Consider the following 12719-nt stretch of genomic DNA (forward strand, 5'->3'; position numbering starts at 1 on the left):
AGCGACGTGCGTCCATCAGGACGCACAAAGTACGCTCTAGCACTTTGAATGAACGCATCGTGCTTTCCGAAAATCGGAAGCCGATTTTCGGGCCGATGCGAGAGGAGAGGATTTTCAAATGACCATTGCGCGCAAACTGCTTTCGACAGGCGCCGCGGCAAGCCTTCTGGCTGCGGCCGCCTGCACCACCACCGGCCCTTCCAACCAGCCATCGATGGCGGCACCCAAGGGTGTCGAGGGCAATTGGATCGACGCCAAGGGCACCGGCCTGTCAACTTTCACGGGGGGCAGCTTCACCACCGTCGCCACCGACACCGGCCAGAAGTTGTCGGAAGGCAGCTACACCATGACGGGGGCGACCTCGGTCGAGATCCACGGCACCTCGCTGATCCGCCAGACGCCGGTCAGCTTCAACTGCCTGATGATCTCCACCAGCCAGCTCAACTGCACCAGCGCCAGCGGCCAGAATTTCGTGCTGACGCGCCGGGCCTAAGGCCCGCAAATCTTCAACTGATAGGACGGTGGCTTGCGCCGCCGTTCCTTTTTATGCCGGCAAACATCTTCCTGATTTGTGCTTGCATCGGCCGGAACCCGATGTGAACATGACCCGAGGCTGACTGTATTTTCCAGTCAAGCGAGGGCATTAAGCACTTTCGAAGTCAGCTCATCCGGGAGACGAAGATGAAGAAGATTGCCGCCATCCTAGCCCTGTCCGCCTCGACGCTTGGCCTGTCGGCGGGCGTATCTTGTGCCGACTACACGCTGAATATCCTGCATTTCAACGATTGGCACAGCCGCATCGAAGGCAACAACAAATACGAGTCGACCTGCTCCGCCGACGAGGAGACCAAGGGCGAATGCATCGGCGGCGCCGGCCGGTTGATCACCGCGATCGCCCAGGAACGCAAGAAGCTCGAAGGGCAGAACGTGCTGCTGCTCAATGCGGGCGACAGCTTCCAGGGATCGCTGTTCTACACCACCTACAAGGGTACCGTGGAAGAGGAATTCCTCAACCAGATCAAGCCCGATGTGGTAACGCTCGGCAACCACGAATTCGACGACGGCGAGACCGCGCTGGTGCCTTTCCTCGACAAGGCGAAATTCCCGATCGTCAGCGCCAATGTCATACCCACCGACAAGTCCGGTGCGGCGGGCAAGATCAAGCCGTCGATCGTCGTCGAGGTCGGCGGCCAGAAGATCGGCATCATCGGCGCCGTCACCAACGACACGCCGGAACTGGCCTCGCCCGGCCCGAACATCGCCATCGCGGACGACGTCAAGTCGATCACGGCGGAGGTCGAAAAACTCAAGGCGCAAGGCATCAACAAAATCATCGCCGTCACTCATATCGGCTACAGGCGCGAGCGCGACGTCATCGCCAAGATCCCGGGCATCGACGTGGTGGTAGGCGGCCACAGCCACACGCTTCTGTCGAACACCGATCCGAAAGCCGAGGGACCGTATCCGACGATGGTCGACAATCCCGACGGCTCCAAGGTGCCGGTGGTGCAGGCCGCGTCCTACTCGAAATATCTCGGCGAGTTCAAGGTCGTGTTCGACGACAACGGCGTCGTCAAGCAAGCCGGCGGCGCCCCAATCTATCTCGACAAGTCGATCACGCCCGATCCCGCCGTGCTCGCCCGCATCAAGGAACTCGGCGCGCCGATCGAGGCGTTGAAGAACAAGGAGGTGGCCGAGACCACCAAGCCGATCGACGGCAGCCGCGAGAGCTGCCGTGCCCGCGAATGCGAGATGGGCAATCTCGTCTCCGACGCCATCCTCGACCGCGTGAAGGGCCAGGGCGTCGAGATCGTCATCTCGAACGGCGGCGGCCTGCGCGCTTCGATCGACCAGGGCACGGTGACCATGGGCGAGGTGCTGACCGTGCTGCCGTTCCAGAACACGCTGGCGACCTTCAAGATCTCGGGCAAGGACCTGGTCGCGGGCCTCGAAAGCGGCCTCAGCCAGATCGAGGACGGCGCCGGCCGCTTCCCGCAGGTTGCCGGCCTCAAATATTCCTTCGACAAGTCGGTCGCGCCCAATGCCGGCCGTGTCAAATCGGTCGAGGTGATGGAAAGCGGCGCCTGGGCGCCGATCAACCCGGACAAGCAATACCTCGTCGCCACCAACAACTATGTCCGCCAGGGCGGCGACGGCTACAAGGTCTTCGCCGACAAGGCCACGGACGCCTATGACTACGGCCCCGGCCTGGAGCAAGTGGTGGCCGACTATCTCGGAGCGCATCGACCCTACACGCCGAAGATCGATGGCCGCATCACCGAGATTGCCGCGACGACGGCAGCAGCAGAACCGGCAAAGCCGGCAGAAACCGCTCCGGCAACGCCAACCCCTGCTCCGGCCGCCGAACCGGCGCCAGCAACACCTACGGAAGCGAAGCCCGCCGAGACCAGCCATACGGTTGCCGCCGGCGATACCTATTGGGACCTGGCCAAGAAGGCCTATGGCGATGCCACCAAGTGGAAGCTCATCTTCGAAGCCAACAAGGATTATAAGCCGCATCGCCTGCCGCTCGGCGCGACGCTGACCATTCCGCCGGCCGCGAAGTAATCGCCCATCCGGCATTCATGGCACCCGCCCGGGGCAACCTGGCGGGTGTTCCTTTCTCAAACCGTAACGCGATAAGGTGCGGCCAGACGCGGCATTGAAAACCGGCAGGGCATCGCTATTGCATGTCGCCTAAAAGTGCGCGGCGCTACCGGAGACTGTTTATGACGCTTGCCAGCCCCGCCGATACCAAAGCCGCCAAGGGTGTCGGTCCGCTATCCGCCGACGCCGCGCCGGTCAGGCCGGGCAAGATCGGCATCATGCTGGTCAATCTCGGCACACCCGACGGCACGGACTTCAAGCCGATGTGGCGGTACCTCAGGGAATTCCTGTCCGACCCACGTGTCATCGAACTCAACAAGGCGATCTGGTATCCGATACTCTACGGACTGGTGCTGACCACCCGCCCGAAAAAGTCCGGCGCCAATTATGCCAGGATCTGGAACCGGGAGAAGAACGAATCGCCGCTGCGCACTTTCACCCGCGCGCAGGCCGAGAAGCTGGCCGCAACGCTCACCGACCTGCCCGATGTGGTGGCCGATTGGGCAATGCGCTACGGCAATCCCTCGACAGCAAGCGTCGCTCAAAAATTGGTCGAGCAGGGCTGCGAGCGCATCCTCGCCTTTCCGCTCTATCCGCAATATTCGGCGACGACGACGGCGACGGCCAACGACCAATTGTTCCGCGTGCTGATGAAGATCCGGCGCGCTCCGGCGATCCGCAGCGTGCCGCCATACTATGACGAACCGGTCTATATCGAGGCGCTGGCACGCTCGATCGAGAAGCATCTTGCGACGCTCGATTTCGTGCCGGAGGTGGTGATCACCTCATACCACGGCATCCCCAAACCCTATTCCGACAGAGGCGACCCCTATCGGTCGCACTGCCTTGAAACGACACGGCTGCTGCGGGCAAGGCTCGGCCGGGACGAGAAGAAGCTCATCACCACCTTCCAGTCGCGTTTCGGCGCGCAGGAATGGCTGCAGCCCTATACCGACGTGACCGTCGAGAAGCTGGCCAGGGATGGGGTGAAATCGATCGCCATCGTCAATCCCGGCTTTGCCGTCGACTGTATCGAGACGCTCGACGAGATCGGCCGTGAAGCGGCCGAAACCTTCCATCACGCCGGCGGCGGGAACTTCACCCACATCCCCTGTCTCAACGACAGCGACGAGGGCATGGCGGTGATCGAGGCGCTGGTGCGGCGCGAGCTTTCCGGCTGGGTGTGACCGGCTTCACCGACAGACTTGAAAGCGGTGCGCAAAACCCTCCGCTAACCAATATCAGCGATCACCTGATTGTAACATTGCGGAAACACACTTAAGTGATTCCGTGAGGTCGCCGCCTTTGAGGGAGAAACGAAATGGGCTTCAGCGGTTTCGATATTGCCATCATTGTTCTTGTCTTCCTGGTCATCATCCTTCTTTTCAAAGGCATCAAGACGGTGCCGCAAGGTTATAATTATACGGTGGAACGCTTCGGCCGGTACACCAAGACGCTGACGCCCGGCCTGAACATCATCAACCCGATCTTCGAGCGCGTCGGCGCCAAGCTGAATATGATGGAGCAGGTGCTCGATGTGCCGACGCAGGAGATCATCACCCGCGACAACGCCATCGTCGGTGTCGACGGCATCGCCTTCTACCAGATCCTCAATGCCGCGCAGGCCGCTTATCAGGTCGCCGGGCTGCAGAACGCCATTCTCAATTTGACCATGACGAACATCCGTACCGTCATGGGCTCGATGGACCTCGACGAATTGCTGTCCAACCGTGACGCCATCAACGAGCGCCTGCTGCGCGTCGTCGACGAGGCGGCGCATCCCTGGGGCATCAAAATCACTCGCGTCGAGATCAAGGACATCAACCCACCGGCCAATCTGATCGAATCGATGGGCCGCCAGATGACAGCCGAGCGCAATAAGCGCGCCCAGATCCTGGCCGCCGAAGGCCTCAAGCAGTCGCAGATCCTCGAGGCCGAGGGCCGCAGGGAAGCAGCCTTCCGCGACGCCGAGGCGCGCGAGCGCTCGGCCGAAGCGGAGGCCAAGGCGACGCAGGTCGTGTCGGAAGCCATCGCCAAGGGCGACGTCCAGGCGCTCAACTACTTCATCGCCCAGAAATACACCGAGGCGCTGACCAAGATCGGCTCGGCTACGAACAGCAAGATCGTGCTGATGCCGCTGGAGGCCTCGTCGCTCATCGGCACGCTGGGTGGCATAGGCGAGATCGCCAAGGAAGTGTTCAAGAACGACGCCAGCACCGGCACGCAACGGCAGACGGCGCGCCCGCCGGTGGTTCGCCCGAACGAGAACTGATGTCTGCAGCATAGGTGGGCATTATGATAGACCGTATCGTTTCCGAACTCGGCCCCTGGAACTGGATGGTTCTGGGTTTCGTGCTCCTGGTGATGGAGATCGTCGCGCCGGGCGTCTTCATGCTGTGGATCGGCATCGCCGCCCTTATCGTCGGCGCCGTGTCGCTGGTGATCTGGGACGCAGCTTTCTGGACCTGGCAGCTGCAGGTGCTGGTCTTCCTGGTCTTGTCGCTGATCTCGGCTTTCGTCGGCAAGAAGCTGATGGCCGGGCGTCACGGCGATGCCGACCAGCCGCTGCTCAACCGCCGCGGCGCGCAGATGGTCGGTAAGCTGGCGACGCTGGCCGAGCCGATCAAGAACGGCCGCGGCCGCATCAAGCTCGGTGACACGCTGTGGCGGGTCTCCGGCCCCGATCTGCCGGTAGGCACGCAAGTGCGCGTGACGGGCGCCGCCGATTCCGACCTGGAGCTGACTGTAGAGGCCGTCTGATCTTTCTCAGGCTGCGCCGATGCGCAACAGATCATGCAAATGCACGAGCCCCACCGGGCGTCCGCTCTCAACCACCATCAGGCTGGTGATGGCTGAGGCGTTGATCGTCTGCAGCGCCGTCGCCACCAGCGTGTCCGGGCTCGCCGTCTTCGGCTTCTTCGTCATGACCTGATCGACGCTCATGGAAAGGAGGTCGCTGGCGATGTGCCGGCGGATATCGCCGTCGGTGATGATGCCGGCCAGCGCGCCGTCGGCGCCGGTGATCGCCACGCAGCCGAAGCCCTTGCGCGACAGCTCCAGGATTGCTTCGCGCATGCCGGTGCCCGACGGCACCAGCGGCAACCGTTCGCCGACATGCATGATTTCGCGTAGCTGGGTCAGATTGGCGCCGAGCTGGCCGCCCGGGTGAAAGGTGCGGAAATGGTCGGGCGTGAAGCCGCGCGCTTCAAGCAGCGCGATCGCCAGCGCATCGCCCATGACGAGCTGCAGCAAGGCGGATGTTGTCGGGGCCAACCCATGCGGGCAGGCCTCAGGCACGGCTGGCAGGAGCAGAACGACGTCCGCGGCCCGCGCCAGCGCCGAGCTCTCACCCGAGGTGATGGCGATCAGTGGGATGGAAAAACGCCTGGAATAGGCGACGATGCCCATCAATTCCTTGCTCTCGCCCGACCAGGACATGGCGATGATGGCGTCATCCCTGGCGATCATGCCGAGATCGCCGTGATTGGCCTCGGCCGGATGGACGAAAAAGGCGGGCGTGCCGGTCGAGGCAAGCGTGGCGGCGATTTTTGAGCCGATATGGCCGCTCTTGCCGACGCCGGTGACGATGACGCGGCCGTCGATCCGCGAGATCAGGTCGATCGCGGCTGCAAAAGGCTCGGCCGTACCGTTGGCGAGTGCGGCGGCCAGCGCCGCCACACCGGCCTGCTCCGTCGCCACCGTTCTCAGCGCCGATTCGATCGCAGCCTGCCTGTCCGGCTGCTTTCTTTCTGGGGACCCCGCATGCATGGCGAAAGCGATTAGCGCTTTGCCGCGCCCCTGTCCAACAGAATTGCCGCGGTCTGCCGATCCGGGACTCCAATGCGGCTCTCTCAACCCTCCGTTAACCATCCGCATTTACGGTTCGGTAAGTATGGCGCAACCGCGCCGCGCAAGCAGTGGTGACGATGTCCGGGGGCCAGCCTGAAACGAAAATAGGCCGAAAGGGTATTGCCGTTGCAGCACTGCTGCTGACGGCAAGCGGCCTTGCAATGCTGCGTCCGGCGCCTGCGTTTTCCCAGGAAACCGAGCTGCGCGGCGAGGTTTCCGAATCGGCCATACTCGCCGACCAGCAACGCAAGGCCAGGCAGCTGAGGGCGCAGGGATCGCAGGATCAGAATTCGCCCGCAGCCGCGACCGTCCAGGACACCGCATCGACGGCATACCAGCCGGCAAGTCCCGGCGCCGTTCCGGATGACGACCAGACGGCGGGCACGGCGGACAGCATCTTCGACCAGCCGCAGGCGACCGACGATCCACTGGCCGACACGACGGCGCCGGCAAAACCGCGCCGGCCTTCGACGGCGAAGCAGCGCGCTCAGGACACTAAGGCCGATACCAAGACCGCCGACAAGAAAAAGGCCAAGAAGAAAAACGGCGCGGCGACGGACAGCACAACCACCGCTGCGACCGCCGGCACAGGCAGCCAGACCGACACCACCGCCACCGATGAGGCGGATGCCAACCGGCGCGCTCTCACCATCGACAGTGTCGACAAGCAGAAGCTCGATCCCGGCGCGGAGCGCACCGCATCCATTGAAGGCCAGAAGGTCAAGCCCGAGGAGGATCCGTTCGCCGCCCCCGGCGTCAAGATCGGCACCTTTCTGTTCCGGCCGACGCTCGAGCAGGGCTTCACCGCGACGTCCAACGCCGATTCCAGCAGCACCGGCAAGTCGGCCGTTCTGTCCGAGACGGCGCTGCGTTTCACGGCGACCTCCGACTGGCGCGAGAATTCCGCTTTGATCACCGGCTATGGCCTGTTCCGCAACACCGTCTCCGGCCAGAAGATCAACGACGCGCAGGGCCGCATCGAAGGCCAGCTCAACGTCGATCTCGACAACGAGTTGCGCGCCATCGCCAAGCTTGGCTACGAGGCAGCACCGGAATCGGCTTCCTCGCCGGATGCGATCGCCGGCGTCACACAACAGCCGCTGCGCCAGACCGTCGACGGCAGCCTCGGCATCGAAAAGAGTGTCGGCAAGATGCGTTACGCGCTGACCGGCGCGGTCTCGCACGACTTCTACGGCGATGCCGAGCTCTCCAACGGCACCAGCGTGTCGCAGAAGGATCGCGACTCCACGCTCTACACCGCGACCTTGCGCACTGGTTATCAGATATCGCCGGCGCTGATGCCGTTCACGGAAGTCGAGGCCGGGCGGCGTATCTATGATTTGCGCATCGACACCGACGGCTTCGAGCGGTCCTCGACCAGGCTTGGCGCCCGCGCCGGCCTCGAGCTCGATATGGGCGAGAAGCTGTCCGGCGAGTTTTCCGTCGGCTGGCTGCGCGAAGCGATCGACGACAACCGCCTTCCGGCGGTGGCGGGCCCGAGCATCGACGCCGATCTGAAATGGTCACCCGAGCGCGGCACCACCATCGGGCTTACCGGAAAGACTACCGTCGAGACCACCACGACCGCCAACGAGAGCGGCGATATCCTCTACTCCGGCCGTGTGACCGGCGAGCGCCAGATCCGCGCCAACCTGACGGCGAATTCAGCGCTTGGCCTCGATTGGCGTGACTACACCGGCTCCGACGGCCATGACATGATCCTGAGCGCCGAAGCCGGGCTGACATGGTGGCTGAACCGCTATGCCGGGGTTACCACCAGGGTGAGGACGGAGAAGCTGACCAGCAACCTGCCTGGTCGCGACTACACCGCCAACAGCATCTATCTCGGCCTGAAGGTCCAGCGGTAACGCATGGCGGAAGGCTGTGCCTAATGCATGTCGCGCAAAAGTGACCTCGGTTTTGCGACTACCACATGCATCAAACAAAGACTTAAAGCGCGTCGCCTGAATCCGTTTCATCGCGACGCGCTTTAAGACGCCGCGCCCCGCCGCTCCGCCGGCTGCACCTCATCCAGCAGCGTGCGGATGACGCCGGCCATGCTTCCATTCATGTCGCTGCGCCAGAGCGCGAAGGCGACATTGGCCTCGACGAACCCTTCCGGCGAGCCGCAGTCGAAGGTGCGCCCCTTGTAGTGATAGCCGTAGAAGGGTTGCTTCTTTTCCAGCTTCAGCATCGCGTCCGTCAGCTGGATCTCGTTGCCGGCGCCGCGTTCCTGGCTTTCCAGGATGCCGAAGATTTCCGGCTGCAGGATGTAGCGGCCATTGATGAAGAGGTTGGAGGGCGCGGTGCCGTGCTTCGGCTTCTCCACCATGCCGGTGATGCGGAAGCCGTGATGGGTGTCCTCGCCGCGGCCGACGATACCGTATTTATGCGCCTCGGCTGGGTCGCATTCCTGCACGGCGATGATGTTGTTGCCGGTCTCGGCATAGAGCTCGACCATGTCCTTCATGCAGCTCTTTTCCGACTGCATGATCATGTCTGGCAAAAGCAGCGCGAAGGGCTCGTCGCCGACCAGCTCGCGGGCGCACCAGACCGCGTGGCCGAGGCCCATCGGCACCTGCTGACGTGTGAAGCTCGTCTGTCCCGGCGCCGGCTGCAGCCGCTGCAGGCGGGCGAGCTGGTCGTCCTTGCCGCGCTGGGCAAGCGTGTCATAGAGCTCGAACTGGACGTCGAAATGGTCCTCGATGACGGCCTTGTTGCGTCCGGTCACGAAGATGAAATGCTCGATGCCGGCGTCGCGTGCCTCGTCGACCACATATTGGATGACCGGCCGGTCGACGACAGTGAGCATTTCCTTCGGGATGGCCTTGGTGGCCGGGAGAAACCTCGTGCCGAGGCCGGCGACCGGGAAAACTGCCTTGCGAACTCGCTTCATGCTGCGCCACCCTTGCGTTTCGGCCAATTATCCGCTCGGTGGCGTGCTCCGCAATCCCCCCGGACATTTTCACGCCGGAATGTTGGGCTACCGAACCGCCAAGTTGAACGTGAGAGCTAAAGCCGCGACACCCCTTTTCGTTCCCGGCGCCACCTATGGTAAACTAAATACTAACCCGGTTCGGCGTTGAATGATCCTTCCTGATTTGACGAAGGAGGAAAAGATGTCGGTTCCAAACACGGCCAGGCGCCTGACGGCCCTCGCAACGGCTGCCGGCCTCACGCTGGCCTTGCTGATGCCGGCCGGGCCCGCTTTCGCCGATGCCGGGTTTCGCCAGTGGGTCTCGGGCTTCCGCGGCACGGCGGTCGCGGGCGGTGTTTCGGGCGCTGTCTACGACCAAGCCCTGCGAGGCATCGAGCCGGACCCGGTCGTGCTGGAAAAGGCCCGCACACAGCCGGAATTCACAGCGCCTGCCTGGGACTATTTCGACAACCGCGTGCATGACCAATCGGTGGCCGACGGCCAGGCGATGGCGAAGAAATGGAAGTCGTGGCTCGACCGGATCGAGGCGCGGTTCGGCGTCGACCGCAACATTCTTCTCGCCATCTGGTCGATGGAATCGAACTATGGCGAGATTCTCAAGCGCGACGACATCATGCGCAATGTCATCCGTTCGCTTTCCACGCTCGCCTATGGCGACGCGAAGCGCTCGAAATATGCGCGCGCCCAGCTGATCGCGGCGTTGAAGATCCTGCAGACCGGCGACATCGACGAGAGCCATCTGATGGGTTCCTGGGCGGGCGCGATGGGCCAGACGCAATTCATCCCGACCAGCTATCAGCGTTATGCCGTCGACATGGACGGTAACGGCAGGCGCGACATCTGGAATTCGATCCCCGACGCGCTCGCGACCTCCGCCAACCTGCTCAAGAAGAATGGCTGGCAGGCCGGCAAGACCTGGGGTTACGAAGTGACCATCCCGGCCGGCAAGCTGCCTGGCGGAGCAAAGACGATCGCTCAGTGGCAGGCGCTTGGCGTTGCCAGGGCCAGCGGCAAGCCGTTCAAGAACCTGACCGACAGGGCGACGCTGAAGGTGCCCGACGGCAGGGGCGGCCCGGCCTTCCTGATGATCAGGAATTTCGCGGTCATCAAGGCCTACAACAACGCCGACAAATATGCTTTGGCCGTCGGACTCCTGGCCGACGAGATCGCCGGCGGCACTGGCCTGGTGCAGGACTGGCAGCGGCCTTTCACCAAGCTCAGCTTCGAGGAGCGGCAGGAACTGCAGAAACGGCTTTCCGAGCACGGTTATTATGAGGGCAAGTTCGACGGCAAGATCGGCGATGGTTCGAAAGCCGCCATCATGGCCTATCAGGCGAAGGCCGGTTTGACCCAGGATGGCTACCCGAGCATGGAAGTGCTCAAATGGCTCCGCAAGCAGTAGAGCCGTCTGGAGCAATTCCGGGAAAAGTGCGTAGCGGTTTTCCGTTCGGAATTGCGTGAATAAGATACTTAGAGCGGGCTGGCGATTCTGAGAAAAGCTGAACCGCTCTAAGGCGCCAGGCATCCTTTCAAATAGAGCAAGGATGCTGTAGCGCTTCGGCTTGCGCATGGCTTCCCGCGTCTGCCTGGTCATGCGCCAAGGGATGGAGAGGTGTTTGGTTTCGGTTGCGCGTATCAGGCAGGGCATTCGCCGGGCGCCGATCCTGATTCTCGCCCTTGCCGTGCTTGTCGTCACCGCCGCCGGCGCCTTCCACGCACCTGCATTCGCGCAGGAGGAAAGCCGCGGCTGGTCATTGCGTGACCTTCTGTTCCCGCGCCGCAGCGAACGTATCGAGCCACCGGTCGAAATCCAGAAATCAAGGCCGAAACCGAAGAAGAAATCCAAGCCGCGCCCGCCGGCGGAGCCGGAAACACCGATCGTCGAGAAGACGAACGACGCCCGCGTCGTGCTGGTGGTCGGCGATTTCCTGGCCAGCGGGCTTGCAGAAGGCCTGGACACCGCCTTTGCCGACAATCCCGCCGTCAGGATCGTCGCCCGCGCCAACGGTTCTTCCGGCTTCGTGCGCGACGACGTCTACAACTGGCCGGCCGAGATCAAGTCGCTGATCGAGACCGAGAAGCCGGCCGCCGTGATCGTCATGCTGGGCTCCAACGACCGGCAGCAGATGAAGGTCGGCGACGTGCGCGAGCAGCCGCGCTCTGAGAACTGGACCAAGGAATATGAGCGCCGCACCGATGGGTTCGGCAAGGCCCTGCAGGACACCAAGATGCCGTTTCTGTGGGTCGGCATGCCGGCTTTCGGCGTGTCGAAGATGAACTCCGACATGCTTGCTTTCAACGACATCTATCACTCGGCTGCCGAAAAGCATGGCGGCGAATTCGTCGATGTCTGGGACGGCTTCGTCGACGAGAACGGCGCTTTCGTCACCTCCGGTCCCGATATCAACGGCCAGCCGGTGCGCCTGCGCTCCGACGACGGCATCAACGTCACCAAGGCCGGCAAGCGCAAGCTTGCCTTCTATACCGAAAAGCCGCTGGCTAAAATCCTTGGACTGGCGGCGCCGGGAAGCATCACCACCGTGTCGGCGCCAGCCGGCGCTCCGGTCGAGGCGCCGAAGCCGGCCGCCGCGCCCGTCATCGTCGACCGCACCGCGCCGATGCTTCTCGGCGACCCCGCGCTCGACGGCGGCACCGAACTGCTCGGCGCCACCAAGCCAGCCAAGGCCGATCCGAACCTGCCGGGCGAAAAACTGATCGTCGAAGGCAAGGCGCCGGCCGCCTCGCCCGGCCGCGCCGACGATTTTTCCTGGCTGCCGAAGTCGCGACCGGCGACCGCGGCTGTCGAGTCCGGCCCGACGCCGGCAACTCCTTGACCGACGATCCTGCATAGCGGCAATTTCGCGCCAAGCCGAACAATGGCATTATTGGATTTTGGCCGAAGTCAAAGTCGGGGGGCGAATATGTCGGCAACGGGCTATGCCTTGCTTGGGTTCGTGACTTGGACCCTCTTATTGCTCATATGGATGGAAATCCTGCGCACCCATCTCGTGGTGAGCGGCCGCGTCCTCGCGAATGGCTTCGCACCGGACAATGCCGGTCTTTCGCCCTTCTTGCAGCGGCTGGCGCGCGCCCATGCCAATTGCATCGAAGGCCTTCCTATATTCGGAGGTCTCATGGCCCTGGCCATGATGAGTTCGCGCGCATCGATTACCGATCCGCTCGCATATTGGTTTCTCGGCGCGCGGCTGGTGCAGTCGGCCATTCATTTGACGTCGACAAGTCCGACCGCCGTCAAGGCTCGATTTTCGGCGTTTGCGCTCCAGATGGCCATCGGCCTCTATTGGGCGATAAAGCTGCTGATCAG

Annotated in this window: 11 protein-coding genes; 9 read left to right on the forward strand and 2 right to left on the reverse strand. The window is 63.0% G+C overall.

From position 1 onward, the window contains the following. Positions 1 to 118 precede the first annotated feature (118 nt). The 5 genes from omp10 to RFM68_RS30420 all read left to right on the forward strand — a co-directional run bounded on the left by omp10 (position 119) and on the right by RFM68_RS30420 (position 5367). The gene (omp10, locus tag RFM68_RS30400) at positions 119 to 493 is read left to right on the forward strand and encodes an outer membrane lipoprotein Omp10 (protein ID WP_320236665.1); all 375 of its coding nucleotides are present in this window, start codon (positions 119 to 121) and stop codon (positions 491 to 493) included. A 188-nt stretch (positions 494 to 681) separates the two neighbouring features. Continuing rightward, positions 682 to 2568, forward strand: coding sequence for a 5'-nucleotidase C-terminal domain-containing protein (locus RFM68_RS30405; RefSeq protein ID WP_320236666.1), 1887 nt, complete (start codon positions 682 to 684; stop codon positions 2566 to 2568). A 161-nt stretch (positions 2569 to 2729) separates the two neighbouring features. Next, the gene (hemH, locus tag RFM68_RS30410) at positions 2730 to 3794 is read left to right on the forward strand and encodes a ferrochelatase (protein WP_320236667.1); all 1065 of its coding nucleotides are present in this window, start codon (positions 2730 to 2732) and stop codon (positions 3792 to 3794) included. A 134-nt stretch (positions 3795 to 3928) separates the two neighbouring features. Then, positions 3929 to 4879, forward strand: coding sequence for an SPFH domain-containing protein (locus RFM68_RS30415; RefSeq protein WP_320236668.1), 951 nt, complete (start codon positions 3929 to 3931; stop codon positions 4877 to 4879). A gap of 23 nt (positions 4880 to 4902) precedes the next feature. Then, positions 4903 to 5367, forward strand: coding sequence for an NfeD family protein (locus RFM68_RS30420; RefSeq protein WP_320236669.1), 465 nt, complete (start codon positions 4903 to 4905; stop codon positions 5365 to 5367). A gap of 6 nt (positions 5368 to 5373) precedes the next feature. Here the strand turns inward: RFM68_RS30420 and RFM68_RS30425 are convergent, their stop codons facing one another. Beyond that, positions 5374 to 6375, reverse strand: coding sequence for a KpsF/GutQ family sugar-phosphate isomerase (locus tag RFM68_RS30425; RefSeq protein WP_320236670.1), 1002 nt, complete (start codon positions 6373 to 6375; stop codon positions 5374 to 5376). Between the two features lie 158 nt (positions 6376 to 6533). Here RFM68_RS30425 and RFM68_RS30430 point away from each other — a divergent pair, with 158 nt between their 5' ends. Next, positions 6534 to 8324, forward strand: coding sequence for an outer membrane beta-barrel protein (locus RFM68_RS30430; RefSeq protein ID WP_320236671.1), 1791 nt, complete (start codon positions 6534 to 6536; stop codon positions 8322 to 8324). 122 nt (positions 8325 to 8446) lie between these two features. Here RFM68_RS30430 and galU read toward each other — a convergent pair whose 3' ends face one another. Further along, on the reverse strand, positions 8447 to 9352 hold the full coding sequence (galU, locus tag RFM68_RS30435; protein ID WP_320236672.1) for a UTP--glucose-1-phosphate uridylyltransferase GalU: 906 nt from the start codon (positions 9350 to 9352) through the stop codon (positions 8447 to 8449). A gap of 223 nt (positions 9353 to 9575) precedes the next feature. On the opposite strand from galU, the gene RFM68_RS30440 reads away from it, so the two are divergent. The 3 genes from RFM68_RS30440 to RFM68_RS30450 all read left to right on the forward strand — a co-directional run. Further along, complete coding sequence (locus tag RFM68_RS30440) at positions 9576 to 10796, forward strand: lytic murein transglycosylase (RefSeq protein ID WP_320236673.1); 1221 nt, start codon at positions 9576 to 9578, stop codon at positions 10794 to 10796. 214 nt (positions 10797 to 11010) lie between these two features. Continuing rightward, the gene (locus tag RFM68_RS30445; protein ID WP_320236674.1) at positions 11011 to 12228 is read left to right on the forward strand and encodes an SGNH/GDSL hydrolase family protein; all 1218 of its coding nucleotides are present in this window, start codon (positions 11011 to 11013) and stop codon (positions 12226 to 12228) included. Between the two features lie 87 nt (positions 12229 to 12315). After that, the coding region (locus RFM68_RS30450) for an MAPEG family protein (RefSeq protein WP_320236675.1) at positions 12316 to 12719 on the forward strand (404 nt) is incomplete at its 3' end.

Source organism: Mesorhizobium montanum (genome assembly GCF_033977145.1).
Classification (GTDB): Bacteria; Pseudomonadota; Alphaproteobacteria; order Rhizobiales; family Rhizobiaceae; genus Mesorhizobium; species Mesorhizobium montanum.

Bases quoted from the DNA above. Each gene is read 5' to 3' on its own strand.
- omp10 (WP_320236665.1), top strand. From the start codon at position 119: ATGACCATTGCGCGCAAACTGCTTTCGACAGGCGCCGCGGCAAGCCTT.
- RFM68_RS30405 (WP_320236666.1), top strand. From the start codon at position 682: ATGAAGAAGATTGCCGCCATCCTAGCCCTGTCCGCCTCGACGCTTGGC.
- hemH (WP_320236667.1), top strand. From the start codon at position 2,730: ATGACGCTTGCCAGCCCCGCCGATACCAAAGCCGCCAAGGGTGTCGGT.
- RFM68_RS30415 (WP_320236668.1), top strand. From the start codon at position 3,929: ATGGGCTTCAGCGGTTTCGATATTGCCATCATTGTTCTTGTCTTCCTG.
- RFM68_RS30420 (WP_320236669.1), top strand. From the start codon at position 4,903: ATGATAGACCGTATCGTTTCCGAACTCGGCCCCTGGAACTGGATGGTT.
- RFM68_RS30425 (WP_320236670.1), bottom strand. From the start codon at position 6,375: ATGCATGCGGGGTCCCCAGAAAGAAAGCAGCCGGACAGGCAGGCTGCG.
- RFM68_RS30430 (WP_320236671.1), top strand. From the start codon at position 6,534: ATGTCCGGGGGCCAGCCTGAAACGAAAATAGGCCGAAAGGGTATTGCC.
- galU (WP_320236672.1), bottom strand. From the start codon at position 9,352: ATGAAGCGAGTTCGCAAGGCAGTTTTCCCGGTCGCCGGCCTCGGCACG.
- RFM68_RS30440 (WP_320236673.1), top strand. From the start codon at position 9,576: ATGTCGGTTCCAAACACGGCCAGGCGCCTGACGGCCCTCGCAACGGCT.